Origin of the sequence: Microbacterium sp. ANT_H45B (assembly GCF_008369345.1) — a bacterium.
Classification (GTDB): domain Bacteria; phylum Actinomycetota; class Actinomycetes; order Actinomycetales; family Microbacteriaceae; genus Microbacterium.
The window spans coordinates 1,177,456-1,195,564 of sequence record NZ_VOBK01000002.1; the positions used below are offsets into that span (position 1 = coordinate 1,177,456).

General features: G+C 70.1%; 14 protein-coding genes. 10 read left to right on the top strand and 4 right to left on the bottom strand.

The annotated features are described in order from the left end of the window. Window positions 1-80: 80 nt before the first annotated feature. Both FQ142_RS12130 and FQ142_RS12135 read right to left on the bottom strand, forming a co-directional pair. Window positions 81-3,023, bottom strand: coding sequence for an aminotransferase (locus FQ142_RS12130; protein ID WP_149423435.1), 2,943 nt, complete (start codon window positions 3,021-3,023; stop codon window positions 81-83). Beyond that, entirely contained in the window at window positions 3,020-3,682 is a 663-nt protein-coding gene (locus FQ142_RS12135) for a gamma carbonic anhydrase family protein (protein WP_262492140.1), read from the bottom strand. Before FQ142_RS12135 ends, FQ142_RS12130 begins: the two co-directional genes overlap by 4 nt. 166 nt (window positions 3,683-3,848) lie before the next feature. On the opposite strand from FQ142_RS12135, the gene FQ142_RS12140 reads away from it, so the two are divergent. After that, window positions 3,849-4,730, top strand: coding sequence for an SDR family oxidoreductase (locus FQ142_RS12140; RefSeq protein ID WP_149423436.1), 882 nt, complete (start codon window positions 3,849-3,851; stop codon window positions 4,728-4,730). A gap of 33 nt (window positions 4,731-4,763) precedes the next feature. Here FQ142_RS12140 and mfd read toward each other — a convergent pair whose 3' ends face one another. Continuing rightward, window positions 4,764-8,351 (bottom strand): transcription-repair coupling factor, encoded by a 3,588-nt coding sequence (gene mfd / locus FQ142_RS12145; RefSeq protein ID WP_188042380.1) that lies wholly within the window; start codon window positions 8,349-8,351, stop codon window positions 4,764-4,766. Between the two features lie 75 nt (window positions 8,352-8,426). On the opposite strand from mfd, the gene FQ142_RS12150 reads away from it, so the two are divergent. The 6 genes from FQ142_RS12150 to ribH all read left to right on the top strand — a co-directional run bounded on the left by FQ142_RS12150 (window position 8,427) and on the right by ribH (window position 13,646). Further along, entirely contained in the window at window positions 8,427-8,990 is a 564-nt protein-coding gene (locus FQ142_RS12150) for a GNAT family N-acetyltransferase (RefSeq protein WP_149423437.1), read from the top strand. A 49-nt stretch (window positions 8,991-9,039) separates the two neighbouring features. After that, window positions 9,040-9,903: an Fpg/Nei family DNA glycosylase gene (locus FQ142_RS12155; RefSeq protein ID WP_149423438.1), complete on the top strand. Its 864-nt coding sequence runs from the start codon at window positions 9,040-9,042 to the stop codon at window positions 9,901-9,903. A gap of 296 nt (window positions 9,904-10,199) precedes the next feature. Beyond that, window positions 10,200-11,282 (top strand): bifunctional diaminohydroxyphosphoribosylaminopyrimidine deaminase/5-amino-6-(5-phosphoribosylamino)uracil reductase RibD, encoded by a 1,083-nt coding sequence (ribD, locus tag FQ142_RS12160; RefSeq protein WP_149423439.1) that lies wholly within the window; start codon window positions 10,200-10,202, stop codon window positions 11,280-11,282. Next, the gene (locus tag FQ142_RS12165; RefSeq protein WP_056415913.1) at window positions 11,282-11,911 is read left to right on the top strand and encodes a riboflavin synthase; all 630 of its coding nucleotides are present in this window, start codon (window positions 11,282-11,284) and stop codon (window positions 11,909-11,911) included. Before ribD ends, FQ142_RS12165 begins: the two co-directional genes overlap by 1 nt. Further along, a complete protein-coding gene (gene ribA, locus FQ142_RS12170; protein WP_149423440.1) occupies window positions 11,908-13,176 on the top strand; it encodes a GTP cyclohydrolase II in 1,269 nt (422 codons plus the stop codon). Before FQ142_RS12165 ends, ribA begins: the two co-directional genes overlap by 4 nt. Continuing rightward, window positions 13,173-13,646, top strand: coding sequence for a 6,7-dimethyl-8-ribityllumazine synthase (ribH, locus tag FQ142_RS12175; protein ID WP_149423441.1), 474 nt, complete (start codon window positions 13,173-13,175; stop codon window positions 13,644-13,646). The genes ribA and ribH overlap by 4 nt, the downstream gene beginning before the upstream one ends. Window positions 13,647-13,733: 87 nt before the next feature. Here the strand turns inward: ribH and FQ142_RS12180 are convergent, their stop codons facing one another. Beyond that, on the bottom strand, window positions 13,734-14,714 hold the full coding sequence (locus tag FQ142_RS12180) for a LacI family DNA-binding transcriptional regulator (protein WP_149423539.1): 981 nt from the start codon (window positions 14,712-14,714) through the stop codon (window positions 13,734-13,736). A 160-nt stretch (window positions 14,715-14,874) separates the two neighbouring features. Here FQ142_RS12180 and FQ142_RS12185 point away from each other — a divergent pair, with 160 nt between their 5' ends. From FQ142_RS12185 to FQ142_RS12195, 3 genes are all read left to right on the top strand, one after another. After that, on the top strand, window positions 14,875-15,792 hold the full coding sequence (locus FQ142_RS12185; RefSeq protein WP_149423442.1) for a carbohydrate ABC transporter permease: 918 nt from the start codon (window positions 14,875-14,877) through the stop codon (window positions 15,790-15,792). A 1-nt stretch (window position 15,793) separates the two neighbouring features. After that, the gene (locus FQ142_RS12190) at window positions 15,794-16,684 is read left to right on the top strand and encodes a carbohydrate ABC transporter permease (RefSeq protein ID WP_149423443.1); all 891 of its coding nucleotides are present in this window, start codon (window positions 15,794-15,796) and stop codon (window positions 16,682-16,684) included. A gap of 67 nt (window positions 16,685-16,751) precedes the next feature. Beyond that, a complete protein-coding gene (locus FQ142_RS12195; protein WP_149423444.1) occupies window positions 16,752-18,107 on the top strand; it encodes an ABC transporter substrate-binding protein in 1,356 nt (451 codons plus the stop codon). Window positions 18,108-18,109 lie beyond the last annotated feature (2 nt).

Sequence of the window (18,109 nt, forward strand, 5' to 3'; positions counted from 1 at the left end):
TCCTCAGCGGAAGAGGAGATCTGATTCGAAATGCGCATTTAACATGACGATTGTGCGCGATATTCGAAGACGCTCGGCGGTCACCATCCCTCGCTGAGCACACGGTCGAGCATGGCGACGACATGGTCTGCGCTCTCCGCGGTCAGGCACAGCGGAGGCTTGATCTTCAGCACGTTCGACCGCTCGGAGGTCGTCAGGACGATCACGCCGAGTTCGCGCATCCGCTCGCAGATCGCTGCGGCCTCGGCGGCGGCCGGCTCGAGGGTCTCCCGGTCGCGCACGAGCTCGACGCCGAGATACAGGCCGATGCCGTGCACGGGTCCGACCAGCGGATGCCGGTGCGCCAGCCCCCGCAGCGCCTCGGCGAGCCGGGAGCCGACCTCGCGCGCGTTGCGCTGGAGGTCGTCCTCCACCATCGCGTCGAGCACGGCGAGGCCGACCCGGCAGCTCAGCGTGCTGCCACCGCCGGATGAGAAGAACTGTCCCTGGTCGCTCAGCGCATCGGCGATCCGCTTCGACGTGATCACCCCGCCGATCGGGAACCCGTTGCCCATCGGCTTCGCGATCGTCACGATGTCGGGGACGACGCCGGACAGCTCGAAACCCCAGAAGCTGGTGCCCATGCGCCCGAAGCCCACCTGCACCTCATCGGCGATGCAGAGCCCGCCGCGGTCGCGGATCAGGTCGTAGGCCCCGCGCAGGTACCCGTCCGGCAGCACGACGCCGCCGGCGTTGCCCAGCACGGACTCGCAGAGGAATGCCGCGGGGTCCCGGCCCTCGGCGGAGAGGCGGTCGAGGTCTGCGGCGAGATCCGCGAGGTAGCGAACGGCGGTGTCCTCGCCGCGATACGTCCCGCGGAAGCGGTTCGGCACGTCCGCGACGTGCACCCAGTCCGGCCGGGTCGACAGCGCATCCGGGTTGTCGTAGGCGCTGGTCGTCACGGCATCGGTCGCCATCGTCCAGCCGTGATAGGCCTCGCGCAGCGCGACGACCGTACGGCGCCCGGACGCCGCCTGCGCGAGCCGGATGCCGAGGTCCACCGCCTCCGACCCGCTGTTCACCAGCAGCACGGTGTCGAGGCCGCTTCCCTCCGGCATCAGCGCGAGGAGGCGCTCGCTGTACTCGGCAAGATCGCGGAACAGGAATCGGGAGTTCGTCGCGAGCCGCCGCAGCTGGCGAGCGGCCGCATCGGCGACCGCGGGATGGCCGTGACCGAGACCCGCGACGTTGTTCACCATGTCGATGTGGCTGCGACCGGTGGTGTCGACGAGGTGGTGACGCCACCCCCGCTCGATCTGCGGGGGCCGCTCGTAGTAGCGCTCCTGCGCCTCGGCGAAGATGCGTTCGCGTCGCCGCAGCTCATCGCCGGCCTCATCGCGCTGCGCGTGCGAGGGCAGTCCGAGCAGCGGGGCGGGGTCGGCGGTGAACCGGCGCCACGCCGCGACACGCTCCGGAGCGACCCGTCGTGCCGCCGCGGGGTCGGACGCCTGCGGCGGAGCATCCCTCCGCCGCACGCCCACGGTGATCACCCTGTTCTCGAACGAGGCGGCGAGCCGACCGATGCTCTCCCCGGCCTCGACCCCGCCCGTGCGCGACGACTCGAGGTGAGCGCCGCGGAGCTCGAGCTCCCAGTCCTCGTCCACGGCGAGGATGACGGCCTCGTCGGACGTGCGCAGGTCGCCGGAGACCGGGGCCAGCAGCCGCACCGAGGGCCCGGGGGCGACGTGCAACTCGGTCTCGGTCGGCCAGGTCGCCGCGGCATCCGCGCTGTCCACCGCCGTGCGCGTGAGCCGGTACACCCCGTAGGGCATCACCGCGACGCGCGCACCGCGGGCATGGGCGTCGTCGATCAGCTGCGCCTCCGCGTCCGGGGCCTGCCAGCGGCCCGCCGCGAGCTCGTCGGACTCGACCCCGGGGTCGACCACGACCACCCGGCCGTCGATGTCGGGAAGCAGCATCGACAGCTCGGGAGCCGGGTACGCGGGCAGATCGGGGCCGGGGGCTCCGAACCCCACCGCGTCCCGCACGATCTCCGTCGCCTCGGCGAGGGGAACAGAGGTCGCCGCGTCGAAGATCGCCTGCTCCCCCGCGACACGCTCGCGCGCATAGTCGTTGTCGCCGTCGATCTCGAGCTGTCTCCATCCGCTGGCGACGAGCAGCGCGGACCGCAGCACGACGAGCGGCCAGAGCGCGAGGGCCTCGTCGCCGCTGAGCGGGGCATCGGCATGGAACGCGGTGATCGTCTCGAGCGTGCGCAGCGGTCGCTCGGGCTCGTGGTGCAGCATCGAGGAGACGCACACCGCCAGTTCGGCCACCCGCCATCCGAGACCGAGGTCGCCCAGATCGAGTACGACGTGCGGATGCAGGCGCGAGTCGTCGCCGCGGCGCCCGGTGACGTTGTCGTCGGTGAGGTCGCCGTGGATCGGCTGCACCGGCAGCCGGGCGGAGACGTGCTCCAGGGCCGCCGTCGCCTCCTCGGCCGCCGTGACCACCGCGGTGCGGAGCGCGGCATCCGAGATCGACGGCGCGAGCCGTCGCACCTGCTCCGCGGCGACGCGCATGTCCCACATCTGCGCGCGGTCGAGGCCCGGGTGATCGAGGGCGGCGAGCGCGGTGACGGATGCCGCCGCGAGCGTGCCGAACTCGGCGAGCACGACAGGCGCGAGATACCCCGCGTCGACGAGCGCCTCTCCGTCGGCGAACTCGCTCCGCCGCACCGCGAAGCCGCGCCAGCGCTGAGTCAGCGCGCCGTCGAGGCCCGGGAGCACCGCGGGGACGGCGACGCCGGCCGCCCGATAGGCGTCGAGCGCCGCGTGCTGGGCGTCACGCGTCTCATCGCCGAACACGGGGTTGTCCACGCGCAGCACACTGCGTGCACCGTCGGGTTCGACGAGGACGAAGTTGCGGTCCTGGTTGCTGCCGAGCTCGGTGGCCGCAGCGTCGACGCCGTAGCACTCCCGCGCGATCAGCGTCGCGTCGGCCGCGGTGACATCGGGTCGGACGAGCCCTGTCTCCTCGCTCACCCGAGGCCCGCCGCACGTCCGTCGGCATCGAGGCGCACGTCGCCGGCATCGCGCACATCGTCGTCGAGGCGCACGTCGTCGGCATGTCTCGCCAGCGAGCTGCCGTAGCGCTCGGTCAGCTGCACCATGAGGTCGGGGGTGTCCCGGTCGACGCCGAACACGTGCCCGGGAAAGTCGAGCTCGGGCTGGGCGGCCGAGATCGCCTCGTCCTTGTCGGGCGAGAGCAGCTGCACCGGATCGCCGACCGCGACCCACCCGATCGGCACGACGGTTCCGGCGGGCAGCACCGCGCGCCGATGCACGATCGCATTCACCCGCACCTCGCAGCGGTCGCCGACGAGGGCGCCGTTGAAGATGCGGGCTCCGGATGCGAAGAAGACCTGCTCGCCGACCGTCGCGCCCGCGATGCTCGCCAGGGTGCCGATCAGCGTGTGGGGTCCGATGTGCACGGCGTTCGCGGCGGTGGCGCGGATCAGCGCGTTCTCCATCACGATGACGTGCGCCCCGATGGTGATCGGACCGCCCTCGGCGGTGATCACGGCGCCGTGCAGCACCTGGCATCCCGGGCCGATCGTGACGTCGCCGGAGATCACGGCGGTGGGAGCGATGACGGCGGAGTCATGGATCCGGGGCCGAGCCCCGAGGTGCTCGTACAACATGACGCCAGCGTAGTGCGACGGCGTGCACCGCGAGAAGGCCGCGGCAGGAGGTGCCCGGGATCGCTGCTGCTACACTGACGCCCATGCAATGCCGGTGACTCGATCCTCCCCCTGCCGTCGGGCCGCATCCACGCGCGCCCCGGCACCACGATCGAAAGGCACGCCCATGCACGCACACCCTCTTCCCCTCGCCGGACGCACGGCGCTCGTCACCGGCGTCTCGCGCCGTCGCGGCATCGGATTCGCGACCGCTCGCACTCTCACAGCCCTCGGCGCCAGCGTCTTCCTGCACCACTACCGCCCGCACGACCTCGATCACCCCTGGGGCGGCGACGATCTGGATGCGGTGCGCGACGGCATCCGAGAGTCCCTCGCGCCCGGTGCGGTGATGAGCGACCTGCATGCCGACCTGCGCGACGCCGACGCCGTCGAGTCGCTCCTGGACGCGGCCTGCGGTCTGACCGGTCGGCTCGACATCGTCGTCTGCAATCAGGCGCGCAGCGGCGGCGACGGCTCGATCTTCGACATGACGGCCGAGCACCTCGATGCGCACTGGCAGGCCAACGCCCGCGCCAGCCTGCTGCTGACGGCGGGTTTCGCGCGGCGGAAGCGGACCGAGCTGGGCCGCCCGGCGACGGCCGATGCCCGCCCCGGCGACCGGATCGACGCGCTCGGCCCGTTCGCGAACCCCACCGGGCACGTGATCTGGATGACCTCGGGCCAGGGACACGGCGCGATGCGCGGAGAGATCGCCTATGCGACCAGCAAGGCCGCCCTCGCGGGGATCACCCGGTCGACGGCCGCCGAGCTGCTCGACGTCGGGATCGTCCTGAACACCGTCAACCCCGGTCCGGTGAACACCGGGTACCTCGACGAGGACACCACCGACCGCGACCTGACCGGGGTCGCCGACTGGATCGCGGGCACCCCGTTCGGCCGGGTCGGGCGCCCCGACGACCCCGCGCAGCTGATCGGGTGGCTCTGCACCGATGCGGGCTCGTGGATCGTCGGACAGGTGCTCACGTCGGACGGCGGCTTCTCGCTCTGACGCCTCGGCCCTCACGAGGGCCTCGTCCGCCCCTCACGAGACCCGGACGGGCTCCGGGGCGGGCTCGGGGGCGGGCTCGGGGAAGATCGCCGTGAACAGCTGCCCGACCCAGTCGAGGAGCTCGGCATCCTGCAGCGGCTCGAGTCCGACGCCGACCGCGGCGGGCACGGTGGGCATCGGCACGACCAGCGCTTCGCCGCCCGAGACCAGCTTGGCCTTGGGGTACAGGCGCCGCAGACGCATCTGGATCGAATCCTCGAGCCGGGCCGGGGCGATGCGCAGGTTCGACCCCATCACCACGACGTCGGCGAGTCCCGCGCGCGCGGCTCGCCGGCGCAGTCGGGCGACCGCGATGAGTCCCTCGACCTCGGCGGGCGGGGTGCCGTATCGGTCGGTGAGCTCGTCGATCACGAGGTCGATGGCGTCGTCCTTCGCGGTGGCCGCCGACGCCGCCGACAGCTTCTGATATGCCTCGAGGCGCAGCCGCTCGCTGTCGATGTAGTACTCGGGGATGCGCGCATCCAGAGGGAGCTCGAGCCGCAGCTCCTGACCCGACTCGACGTCCTCGCCGCGGAAGGTCGCGACGGCCTCGCCGATCATGCGCAGGTAGAGGTCGAAGCCGACCCCGGCGATGTGACCGGCCTGCTCGCCGCCGAGCAGATTTCCCGCTCCGCGCAGCTCGAGGTCCTTGAGCGCCACCTGCATGCCGGAGCCGAGATCGTTGTTCACCGCGATGGTCTGCAGACGATCCGCGGCGGTCTCGCTGAGCGGCTTCATCTCGTCGTACAGGAAGTAGGCGTAGGCCCGCTCACGACCGCGACCGACGCGTCCGCGCAGCTGGTGCAGCTGGCTCAGGCCGTACTTGTCGGCGCGGTCGATGATGATGGTGTTCGCGTTCGAGATGTCGAGACCGGTCTCGATGATCGTCGTCGAGACCAGCACGTCGAACTTGCGCTCGTAGTAGTCGTCGACGACCTGCTCGAGCGCGTGCTCGCCCATCTGACCGTGAGCGACCGCGATGCGCGCCTCCGGCACGAGCTCGGCGAGCTGCGCGGCGACGCGCTGGATCGACTGCACGCGGTTGTGCACGAAGAACACCTGCCCCTCGCGGAGGATCTCGCGACGGATCGCCGCGGTGATCTGCTTGTCGCTGCGGGGCCCGACGAACGAGAGGATCGGATGCCGGTCCTCCGGTGGCGTCGCGAGCGTCGACATCTCGCGGATGCCGGTCACCGCCATCTCGAGCGTGCGCGGGATGGGGGTCGCGCTCATGGCGAGGATGTCGACGTTCGTCTTCATCTTCTTGAGCGTGTCCTTGTGCTCGACGCCGAAACGCTGCTCCTCGTCGATGATCATCAGCCCGAGGTCCTTGAACATGACCTGGTCGGTGAGGATGCGGTGCGTGCCGATCACCATGTCGACCGTGCCGTCGAGCAGGCCGTCGAGGGTCAGCCGCGCCTCCTTGTCGGTCTGGAACCGCGACAGCGGACGCACCTTCACCGGGAACCCTGCGAAGCGCTCGGTGAACGTCTCGAGGTGCTGCTTCACCAGGAGCGTCGTCGGCACGAGCATCGCGACCTGCTTGCCGTCCTGGATCGCCTTGAACGCCGCTCGTACCGCGACCTCGGTCTTGCCGAAGCCGACGTCGCCGGAGAGCAGGCGGTCCATCGGGATCGGGCGCTCCATATCGGCCTTGATCTCATCGATCGTCTGCAGCTGATCCGGGGTCTCGGCGAACGGGAACGCCTCTTCGAGCTCGCGCTGCCAGGGGGTGTCCGGGCCGAACGCGTGCCCCTTCGCACTCATGCGGGCCGAGTAGAGCTTGACCAGCTCGACGGCGATGTCGCGCACCGCCTTGCGGGCCTTGCCCTTGGCCTGCGACCAGTCGCTGCCGCCCATCTTGGACAGTGTCGGCCCCTCGCCGCCCACGTACTTCGAGAGCGAGTCGAGCTGATCGGTCGGCACGAAGAGCTTGTCGCCCGGGTAGCCGCGCTTCGAGGGGGCGTACTCCAGCACGAGGTAGTCGCGCACCGACTTGGTCGCGTTGCGTCCCCCGGTGGAGACCTCGCGCTGGGTCATCTCGACGAAACGGCCGATGCCGTGCGTGTTGTGGACGACGTAGTCGCCCTGCGTGAGCTGCAGCGGGTCGACGACGTTCTTGCGCCGCGACGCGAGCTTCTTGACGACGCGCTGGTCGCCGCCGATCGTGCGTCCGTAGAACTCGTTGTCGGTGAGGACGGCGAGCTTCGCCTCGGCGATCTGGAAGCCGGCCTCGACGGATCCGCAGACGAGGGTCGCGACGCCGCCATCGGGGGCCGCGATCAGCTCCGTCACGACGCGGGCCGCGACGCCGCGGTCGGACAGCACGTCACGCGCACGATCGACCAGACCCGTCCCTGTCGCGATGACGACGACACGCCAGCCCTCCGCGACCTTGGCGTCGACGAACGAGATCGCGCCGTCGACATTGCCGTGGAACGAGGGGATCACCGTCGCGTCGATCGTCTCGGCGTCTTCGCCGCCCATCGCGAACGGGCTCAGACGCCACCACACGCCACCGCGGTCGCGGACGACCTCGCGCAGCCGCGCGATGGTGAGGAAGTCCCCGGCGCCGAGGTCGATGGGCGCCGAGGCGCCGGAGGTGGCCGCGCTCCACGCCGCGTCGAGGAACTCGCGGTTGGTCTCACCGAGCGTGATCGCCCTGGCGCTGGAGCGCTCGGGGTCGACGACGGCCGTCGCGCTGCCCTCGGGCAGATATTCGGCAAGCGACTTGAGCGGCCCCGAGACGGCGGGCAGCAGCGACTCCATCCCCTCGACGGGGATGCCCTCGGACATCTTCTCGAGCATGCCGGCGATCGCGGGGAACCCGGCGATCAGCGCGCGGGCGCGATCGCGCACGTCGGGGGTCAGCAGCAGCTCGCGGCTCGGCGGGAGGTCGACGGCCTCGATCGCCCCAGGGAGGGAACGCTGGTCGGCGACGGAGAACGCTCGGATCTGATCGATCTCGTCGCCGAAGAACTCGATGCGGAACGGGTGCTCGGAAATCGCGGGGAAGACGTCAAGGATGCCTCCGCGCACGGCGAACTCGCCGCGTCGCGAGACCATGTCGACGCGCGAGTAGGCGCGTTCGACCAGCTGCTCGACGACGCGCTCGAGCTCGTGACCGCGTCCGCCCGCCCTGAGGTCGAGCGGAGGGATCTCGCCGAGGTTCCCGGCGATCGGCTGCAGCGCCGCGCGCACCGACGCCACGACGATCAGCGGGTGGTCCCCCGACCAGTCGGCGATGCGTCGCAGGGTCTGCAGACGCTGACCGACGGTGTCGGGGCTGGGGCTGAGCCGCTCGTGCGGCAGCGTCTCCCACGCCGGGAAGGTGAGCACCTCGGCATCGGGGATGTACGCGGCGAGTGCCGCGGCGAGGCTCTCAGCCCGCCTCCCGGTCGGCACGACGGTGAGCAGCGCGGCCGGATGCCCCGCGGCACGCCGCTTGTCGAGCAGCCCCGCGAGCGTCGGCGCATCGAGCCCGTCGACCAGGCCGAGATCGGCGTCGGTCTGGGCCCACGTCAGGGCGTCACGAAAAAGAGAGGCCTCTTCCAAGGCGCGCAGAATCCCCGGCACAGTCACCGGATAAGCCTAGCCGCGGCCACCGACACGGGGTCCGCAGCTCGGGCTCTCCCCCCTCCCTCGTAGGATGCACGGATGGAACCGGTCATCCTCACCACGGAGCGTCTCGTCCTGCGCACGCCGGACGCGTCCGATGTCGCGGCGATCACGACAGCGTGCCAGGACCCCGAGATCCCCCGCTGGACGACCGTGCCGAGCCCGTACACGCGGGAGCACGGCGAAGGATATGTCCGCCTGATCGGGGAATGGTGGGCGGACGGCAGTCAGACCATCTGGTGCGCGTACCGCGACGGCGAGTTGGTCGCCTCGATCGGGCTGCACCACATCCACGAGCACCACACCGGCGGGGACGCCGAGCTCGGCTACTGGGTCGCGGCCCCGGCGCGGGGCCACGGCTTTCTGGTCGAGGCCGCCCGCGCCGTCATCGACTGGGGATTCGAGGATCTCGGCCTCGCCAGGATCGGGTGGCGCGCCGTCGCCGGCAACATCGCCTCGGCCCGCTCGGCGCGAGCCCTCGGCTTCCGCTACGAGGGCCTGGGGAGGAGCGCTCTCACCAGTGATCGCGGCCGGGACGACGGCTGGTTCGGCGGCCTCCTCGCGACCGACGACCGCACCCCGGTGGAGTGGCCGACCCTCTAGCATCCGCCTGCCCTGGCCGGGTGTCGGCGGTGGGTGGCAGGATGGGCGCATGCCTGAGATGCCGGAAGTCCAGGGCCTGACCTCGTTCCTCGAGGAGCGAGCGGTGGGGCGCACCATCATCCGCACGAGCGTGGGCGCGATCGCCGCCCTCAAGACCTACGACCCGCCGAACACCGCGCTGCACGGCGCGAAGATCACCGGTGTCTCGCGACGGGGCAAGTTCATCGTGCTCTCCTGCGGCACCGACCTGCATCTCGTGTTCCATCTCGCGAAGGCCGGGTGGCTTCGCTGGTATGAGACGCTGCCCACGACGCCGATCAAGCCGGGCAAGTCGCCGATCGCGGTGCGGGTGGCGCTCGACGACGAGAGCGGTTTCGATCTCACGGAGGCGGGGACCAAGAAGTCCCTCGCCGTATATGTGGTGCGCGATCCCGAGCAGGTGCCCGGCATCGCCCGCCTCGGACCGGATCCTCTGTCGCAGGGCTTCACCCGGGAGGCGTTCGGTGGGCTGCTCGACGGTCGTCGGACCCAGATCAAGGGTCTGCTGCGCGACCAGGGCGTGATCGCGGGGATCGGCAATGCGTACTCCGACGAGATCCTGCACGCCGCTCGGATGTCGCCGTATGCGATCGCCGCCACGCTGGGCGGCGAAGAGGTCGATCGGCTCTTCACCGCCATGCAGTCCACCCTCACCGAGGCGATCGCCGAGGCGTCGGGCAAGCCGCCGGCCGACCTCAAAGACGCCAAGCGGCGAGGGATGCAGGTGCATGCCCGCCGGGGTGAGGCCTGCCCCGTCTGCGGCGACACGGTGCGCAGCGTCTTCTTCGCCGACCGTTCGCTCGAGTACTGCCCGACCTGCCAGACCGGCGGCAAGCCGCTCGCGGATCGTCGGCTGTCTCGACTGCTCAAGTAGCACGCCGACGCGGAATGACAAGTAGCACGCCGACGCGGAATGAAATGCACCAGGACGCGCCTTGTACACTCAGAGCAACAACGTGCTCCGGGGTCGGTGAGAATCCGAACCGGCGGTGACAGTCCGCGAGCGTCTCGGTTCTCCGAGATGCCGATCCGGTGGAATTCCGGGACCGACGGTGGTGCGAGGCCCAGCCTCGCTAGTCCGGAAGGGAGGCAGCACGGTGCGCCGCTGCGCGCACGTTCTGTCTGCCTCTCCCCTCGAGGGAATCCCCGGAGCCTCAGAGAGGACGACGGATGGCAGTGAACGAGACGGAACGCCGGGCGATGACCCGAGCGCTCGACCTCGCGGCGCTCGGCCCCCGCGGTGTGAACCCGCAGGTGGGCGCGGTCATCCTCTCCCCCGACGGCAGCGTGCTCTCCGAGGGCTGGCATCAGGGTGCGGGCACCCCGCACGCCGAGGTCGACGCGCTCTCGAAGCTCGCACCGGGTGCAGCCCGAGGCGCGACCGCGGTGGTCACTCTCGAACCCTGCAACCACACGGGCCGCACCGGGCCGTGCGCGCTCGCCCTCATCGAGGCGGGCGTCGCCCGTGTCGTCTACGCCCTCGACGATCCCGGCGAGGTCTCCGGCGGCGGAGCCGAGCGGCTGCGGGCGGCGGGAGTGAGCGTCGACTCCGGCGAGCAGGCCGAGACCGCTCACGCGATCATCGACGGATGGCTCACGGCCCAGCATCTCGGGCGCCCGCACGTCACCGTGAAGTGGGCGCAGTCGCTCGATGGCCGGGCCGCGGCATCCGACGGCACCAGCCAGTGGATCACCGGCCCTGTCGCCCGCGCCGACGTGCACCGCCGCCGCTCTCTCGCCGACGCGATCGTCGTCGGCACGGGCACCGTGCGCGCCGACGATCCCTCGCTCACGGCACGCGACGGCGAGACGCTGTACGCGCACCAGCCCGTCCCCGTCGTGATCGGCGCGCGCCCCACACCCGACGACGCCGCGATCCGCCGCCATCCGCACCCGCCGATCTTCCACGACACGCACGATCTGTCCGCTGTCCTCGCTGACCTCCATGAGCGCGGGATCCAGAGCGTGTTCGTCGAGGGTGGCCCCACCCTGGCCAGCGCCTTCGTGGCCGCGGGCCTCGCCGACCGCGTGCTCGTCTACCTCGCCCCGGTACTGCTGGGCGGTGATCGGCTCGCCCTCACCGACATCGGCGTCGCGTCGATCGGCGGCGCGCACCGGCTGACGATCGACGAGTGGGTGCCGCTGGGCAACGACCTGCTGGCCGTCGCGCATCCCGCGCCCGACGCGGACCCCTCCACCCCCGCGCCCACGGGATCGCCCACGGAACCACGCACCGAAGAAGGAGTCGCCTGATGTTCACGGGAATCATCGAGGAGATCGGCGAGATCACGGCGATCGCGCCCGCCGGCGACGGATGGCGCCTGACGGTGCGCGCTCCGCGCGCCGCGTCCGACGCCGTTCATGGCGAGTCCATCGCGGTCTCGGGCGTCTGCCTGACCGTCGTGGGTTCGACGCCCGATACCTTCGACGCCGACGTCATGAAGCAGACACTCGACGTCGCGGCCCTCGGCGGGGCGAGCGTGGGCACCCGGGTCAACATCGAGAAGGCCATGCCGGTGGGCGCTCGCCTGGGCGGACACATCGTGCAGGGGCACGTCGACGGAGTCGGCCTCGTCCTCGAGGTCCGGCCCGGCGAGCAATGGAGCGTTCTGCGCATCGGACTGCCCGACGACCTCGCCCCGCTCGTCGTCGACAAGGGATCGATCTCGATCGACGGCACCTCGCTCACCGTGAGCGCCGTGAGCGCCGCCGACGCGGCAGAGCACTGGCTCGAGGTCTCGCTGATCCCCGAGACCCTCGCCGCCACCACCCTCGGAGTCCGCGCGGTCGGCGACCGCGTGAACCTCGAGACCGACATCCTCGCCCGTCACGTCGAGCGCCTGCTGGCGTTCCGGGCAGCACCGGAAGGAGGCTCACGATGAGCCTTTCCACCATCCCCGAGGCCCTCGAAGCCCTTCGTGCCGGGCGCCCGGTACTCGTCGCGGACGATGAGAACCGAGAGAACGAGGGCGACGTCATCCTCTCCGCCGAGCTCGCGACACCCGAGTGGGTCGCCTGGACGGTGCGCTGGTCGTCGGGATTCATCTGCGCCCCGATGCCGACGGATCTCGCCGACAGCCTGAACCTCCCGCCCATGGTCGCCGCCTCCGAAGACGCCAGGTCGACCGCGTACACCGTCAGCGTCGACGCCGCAGAGGGCGTGACCACGGGAATCAGCGCCCACGATCGCGCGCACACCCTCAACGTGCTCGCGAACCCGGCCTCGACCGCGACGAGCATCATCCGACCTGGGCATGTGCTGCCGCTGCGCGCCGTCGACGGCGGCGTGCGCGAACGCAGCGGACACACCGAGGCCGCGGTCGACCTGATGAAGCTCGCGGGGCTGCGGCCGGTCGGCGCGATCGCCGAGGTCGTCGCCGAAGACGGCAACATGATGCGCCTGCCCGGGCTGCTGGAGCTCGGCGAACGCGACGGCGTGCCCGTGATCACGATCGAGCAGCTGATCGCGCACCTCACCGAGAGCGACCCCACCGGCTGGTCCGCCGAGCGCGCGAGTCGTCGCGTCAGTCTGCGTGCGGATGCCACGGTCCCCACCACGCACGGCACGTTCCGCTTCCTCGCCTACAAGGACAGGGTGACCGGCACAGACCACATCGCCGTCGTCTCCGGGGAGCCGGGCGAGACAGCCCTCGTGCGCGTGCACTCGGAGTGCCTGACGGGTGAGGCCTTCGGCTCGCTGAAATGCGAGTGCGGTCCGCAGCTCGACGCCGCACTGGACGCGATCGAGAAGGACGGCGGGATCGTCATCTACATGCGCGGTCACGAGGGCCGCGGGATCGGCCTGATCAACAAGCTGCGCGCGTACAGCCTGCAGGAGGAGGGCCTCGACACCGTCGATGCGAACCTCGCGCTCGGCCTCCCCGCCGATGCGCGCGACTACGCGGCGGCGGCCGGCATCCTCACCGATCTCGGCGTCTCGAGGGTGCGCCTGCTGACCAACAACACCGACAAGGTGAACCAGCTGCGCAGCCTCGGTCTCGATGTCGTCGAGCAGGTGCCGCTGATCGTGGGCGTCGGCCCGAACAACCACCAGTATCTGGAGACCAAGCGTGACCGGATGGGTCACATCATCGGTGAGGCGGAGCTCGCAGAGGCTCTCGCCGACGGACGGAAGGACGAGCAATGAGCGGCGCAGGAGCACCCAGGACCGAGAAGATCGACGGACGCGGACTCAAGGTCGTCATCGTCGCGGGCACATGGCACGACGTGATCACCGACGGGCTGATCGCCGGGGCGCAGCGCGTCCTGGACGAGGCGGATGCGGCATACCGGCTCGCCCGCGTGCCCGGGTCGTTCGAGCTGGCCGTCGCCGCCCAGGCCGCATTCGCGGGTGGGGCGGATGCCGTCGTCGCCCTCGGAGTGATCATCCGCGGCGGCACCCCGCACTTCGAGTACGTGTCGGCCGCGACCACCGACGGGCTCACCCGGGTGTCGCTCGACGCGGGTAAGCCGGTCGGTTTCGGCGTCCTCACCCTCGACGACGAGAAGCAGGGCCTCGATCGCGCCGGGCTCGAGGGCTCGAAGGAGGACAAGGGCGCAGAGGCGGCGGATGCGGCACTGCGCACGGCTCTCGTGGTGCGCGACCTGCGCGGCTGACCTCCGGCCGCGAACCTCGCGATCGCCACGATCTCGCACTGAGCCGCCCCCTCAGACGACGAGACGACGAAGCGCGGGCGGCTGCGGTCAGCGCGGCGGCGCGGTGCTCTCGCGCACGATGAGCTCGGTGCCCACGAGCGGGGTCTGCGCGCGCGCTCTCCCGTCGAGTTCGGCGAGCAGCGCGTCGACGGCCAGCGCGCCGACCTTCTCAGGGTGCTGCTGCACGGTGGTCAGCGGCGGCCAGAGCTGGGCGGCATCGGGCAGACCGTCGAATCCGACCACGCTGACGTCGCCGGGGATGTCTCGTCCGGCCTCGCGGAACGCCCGGACGACGCCGATCGCCATCTGGTCGTTCGCGGCGAAAACGGCCGTCACCGTGCGGTCATCCCGCAGGCGGAGTCCCGCCAGATAGCCGGACTCGGCAGTCCAGTCGCCCTGCAGCGGCTCGGGCGCCTTGACGCCGCGCGACTCGAGCGTCTGCCGCCAGGACTCCCGGCGACGCTCGGCGGAGTACGACTTCGCGGGTCCTGCCACATGCCAGACCGTCGCGTGCCCGAGTTCGAGCAGATGCTCGGTGGCGAGGCGCGCCCCCTGGGCCTGATCGGTGTCGACGAAGGGGTGCGCATCTCCGCGGTTCGAGTCGACCAGCACCACGGGCATCCCGTCGGGGATCTCGACCTCCGCTTCATCGAGCTGGTGGGCCTCGATCACGATGATGATGCCGTCGACAGCGTGCTCCTCCAGCCGGCGGAACGCCCCGGCGACGGTGTCCCTCGCCGTCGACTCGACGGGGATGAGGGTCAGCGCGTAGCCCCGCTGGGATGCGCGCACGGCGATCGCGTCGAGAGTGCGCTGATTGCCGTAGGAGCTGAACGAGAACATGATGACGCCGAGGGCCCGGAACCGCCCCGACCTCAGCGCGCGCGCTGCGCTGTTGGGCCGGTAGCCCAGGCGCTGCATGGCGTCTTCGACGCGCTCCCTCGTCGCCGCGCCCACATACCCGCGCGCGTTCACGACACGCGAGACGGTCTGCCCGGAGACCCCGGCTTCGCGCGCGACGTCCTCCATCGACGGATCTCTCCGCCGCTGCGGCGGCTCTGCCGGCTGTTCCGAAGTCACGATCGATCATCCATTCATGTGTTGACGTTGACACACTAGCAGTGCGTCGAATATGTTGACGTTGACACACGGCGCAGTGAGCGCCCAATCCGTAAGAAGGTTCTCGTCGATGACGACACACGACTCCGTCGCCCTGGCGGCTCACGGCACCCGCCGGCGCGACAAGCGCGACTGGAAGGGATGGGCCTTCGTCGGCCCCTTCATGGTCGTCTTCGCCCTGGTGTTCCTCACCCCGCTCGCATACGCGCTCTACCTGAGCTTCTTCCAGGAGAAGCTCATCGGCGGAACCGCCTTCGTCGGCGTCGACAACTACGTGCGCGCACTCACCGACCCTCAGTTCTGGGAGGCCTTCGGCCGCGTCGTGCTGTTCCTCGTGGTGCAGGTGCCGATCATGCTGGTCCTGGCCCTGGCCGCGGCGCTCGCCCTCGACAGCGCCCGGCTTCGGGGCGCGGCGTTCTTCCGCATCCTGATCTTCCTGCCCTACGCGGTGCCCGCCGTCGTCGCGGTGCTCATGTGGGGATACATCTACGGCGACCAGTTCGGTCTGACCTCGAACGTCAACGACTTCCTCGGCAGCGACCTCATCACCCCGTTCGCCAGGGAGTGGATCCTGGTCTCGATCGGCAACATCGTCACCTGGCAGTTCGTCGGCTACAACATGCTGATCTTCTATTCGTCGCTCAAGACGATCCCGACCGACATGTACGAGGCAGCGTCCCTCGACGGCGCCGGAGCGTGGCGCACGATCTTCTCGATCAAGATCCCGAACGTCCGCGGTGCCCTCGTGATCGCGACGATCTTCTCGGTCATCGGCAGCTTCCAGCTCTTCAACGAGCCCAACATCCTGCGTCCGCTCGCCCCGAACGTGATCACGACGTACTTCACCCCCAACATGTACGCGTACAACCTCTCGTTCGCGGGACAGCAGTTCAATTACGCCGCGACGATCGCCATCATCATGGGCGTCATCACCGCGGTGATCGCCTACGTCGTGCAGCTGCGCGGCTCGAAGTCTGAGGTGCGCTGACATGGCACTCCCCCTCGCCCGCCCTTCGCAGAAGCGCCACGACCTGCTCACCCCGCGCAAGTCCAAGACGCTGCTGATCGTCATGGTCGCCTACGCGCTGTACACGCTCATCCCGCTCGTGTGGCTGCTGTTCAGCTCGACCAAGACGCAGTCCGGACTGTTCAGCTCGTTCGGCCTGTGGTTCTCCGACGACTTCGCCTTCTTCGACAACCTCGTCGCCACGTTCTCGTACCAGGACGGGATCTTCCTCCGCTGGCTGGGCAACACCCTCCTCTACGTCGTGGTGGGTGCGGGAGGGGCGACCCTGCTCGCGACCATGGCCGGCTACGGACTCGCGAAGTACCGCTTCCCCGGCCGACGCGCCGTCTTCGCCGTCGTCCTCGGTGCCGTCGCGGTGCCCGGCACCGCCCTCGCCGTGCCGACGTTCCTGCTCTTCAGCGAGCTGGGCCTCACGAACACGCCCTGGGCGGTCATCATCCCGTCTCTCATCAGTCCCTTCGGGCTGTACCTGATCTGGGTCTTCGCCTCGGAATCGGTGCCGACCGAACTGCTCGAGGCCGCCCGTATCGACGGCGCCGGCGAGTTCCGCACGTTCTTCACCATCTCGATGCGGCTCCTCGCGCCCGGCATCGTGACCGTGACCCTGTTCACCGTGGTCGCGACCTGGAACAACTACTTCCTACCCCTGATCATGCTCTCCGACCCCGCCTGGTATCCCCTCACCGTGGGTCTCAACCAGTGGAGCGCGCAGGCCATCGGCGCAGGTTCCCAGCCGATCTACAACCTCGTGATCATGGGCTCGCTGCTCACGATCGTCCCGATCGTCATCGCCTTCCTGCTGCTGCAGCGTTTCTGGCAGTCAGGTCTCACCGCCGGCAGCGTCAAGCAGTAGCTCCCGGCATCCTCTGCACCGAAGACGTCGGTCCGATGAAGGACCGCACCCCCGAAAGGACACAGCAATGAAGCACCTTCCCTCCCCCGCCGCCCGACGCACCCTCACGGTGCTCGCGGCCGGCACCGTCGCGGCGCTCGCGCTGGCGGGATGCAGCGCCGGCGACTCCGGCGGCGGCGGCGCGGCCGGCGACGGCTCGTTCGACTCCGTCGAGGCCGCTCTCGAGAAGGGCGGCGAGATCACTTACTGGTCGTGGACGCCGTCTGCGGAGGCCCAGGTCGAGGCCTTCGAGAAGGAGTACCCGAACGTGAAGGTCAACGTGGTCAACGCGGGCACCAACAAGGACGAGTACACCAAGCTCCAGAACGCGATCAAGGCCGGCTCCGGGGCCCCCGACGTCGTGCAGATCGAGTACTACGCCTTCCCGCAGTTCACTCTCAGCGACGCGTTCGTCGACCTCTCGCAGTACGGCTTCGCCGACTTCGAGGACGACTACACCGCCTCGACGTGGAACTCCGTCACCGAGGGCGACGCGATCTACGGCCTGCCGCAGGACTCCGGCCCCATGGCGCTGTTCTACAACAAGGCCGTGTTCGATGCCGCCGGCGTCGCCGTGCCCACCACGTGGGACGAGTACTACGAGGCGGCCAAGACGATCCACGCGGCGAACCCCGACGCGTACATCACCAACGACACCGGCGACGCGGGCTTCGCCACCTCGATGATCTGGCAGGCGGGCGGCGAGCCGTTCGCCACCTCCGGCACCGACGTGACGATCGATCTGCAGGACGACGGATCGAAGAAGTGGACCGAGAACTGGAACCGCCTCGTCGAGGAAGACCTGCTCGCCCCGTACAGCAGCTGGAGCGACGAGTGGTTCCGCGCTCTCGGCGACGGCAGCCTCGCGACCCTCGTGATCGGCGCCTGGATGCCCGGCAACCTCATCACCGGCGCCCCCGACGGAGCCGGCGACTGGCGCGTCGCGCCGATGCCGACCTATGACGGCACCCCGGCGTCCGCCGAGAACGGCGGCGGCGGTCAGGCCGTGACCTCGCAGAGCAAGAACCCCGAGCTCGCCGCGGGCTTCCTGTGGTGGCTGAACAACTCGGAGGACAGCATCTCGACCTTCCTCGAGTCCGGCGGCTTCCCCTCCACCACGGCCGAGCTCTCGAGCGAGGAGTTCCTCGCGGACGCCCCGGAGTACTTCGGCGGTCAGAAGATCAACGAGGTCCTCGCGGCCGCGGCCGATGACGTCGTCGAGGGCTGGAGCTACCTGCCCTACCAGGTCTACGGCAACAGCATCTTCGGAGACACGGTCGGCCAGTCGTACCAGAACGGCACGGACCTGAACGAGGGCCTCACGACCTGGCAGGACGCGCTGGTCGAGTACGGCAACTCGCAGGGCTTCGCCGTCAACAAGTAATC

Excerpts from the sequence above, each read along its gene's own strand:
- ribD (WP_149423439.1), top strand. The coding sequence starts at position 10,200 with ATGGCAGTGAACGAGACGGAACGCCGGGCGATGACCCGAGCGCTCGAC.
- ribH (WP_149423441.1), top strand. The coding sequence starts at position 13,173 with ATGAGCGGCGCAGGAGCACCCAGGACCGAGAAGATCGACGGACGCGGA.
- FQ142_RS12150 (WP_149423437.1), top strand. The coding sequence starts at position 8,427 with ATGGAACCGGTCATCCTCACCACGGAGCGTCTCGTCCTGCGCACGCCG.
- FQ142_RS12190 (WP_149423443.1), top strand. The coding sequence starts at position 15,794 with ATGGCACTCCCCCTCGCCCGCCCTTCGCAGAAGCGCCACGACCTGCTC.
- ribA (WP_149423440.1), top strand. The coding sequence starts at position 11,908 with ATGAGCCTTTCCACCATCCCCGAGGCCCTCGAAGCCCTTCGTGCCGGG.
- FQ142_RS12195 (WP_149423444.1), top strand. The coding sequence starts at position 16,752 with ATGAAGCACCTTCCCTCCCCCGCCGCCCGACGCACCCTCACGGTGCTC.
- FQ142_RS12155 (WP_149423438.1), top strand. The coding sequence starts at position 9,040 with ATGCCTGAGATGCCGGAAGTCCAGGGCCTGACCTCGTTCCTCGAGGAG.
- FQ142_RS12165 (WP_056415913.1), top strand. The coding sequence starts at position 11,282 with ATGTTCACGGGAATCATCGAGGAGATCGGCGAGATCACGGCGATCGCG.
- FQ142_RS12185 (WP_149423442.1), top strand. The coding sequence starts at position 14,875 with ATGACGACACACGACTCCGTCGCCCTGGCGGCTCACGGCACCCGCCGG.
- FQ142_RS12140 (WP_149423436.1), top strand. The coding sequence starts at position 3,849 with ATGCACGCACACCCTCTTCCCCTCGCCGGACGCACGGCGCTCGTCACC.
- FQ142_RS12180 (WP_149423539.1), bottom strand. The coding sequence starts at position 14,714 with ATGGAGGACGTCGCGCGCGAAGCCGGGGTCTCCGGGCAGACCGTCTCG.
- FQ142_RS12135 (WP_262492140.1), bottom strand. The coding sequence starts at position 3,682 with ATGTTGTACGAGCACCTCGGGGCTCGGCCCCGGATCCATGACTCCGCC.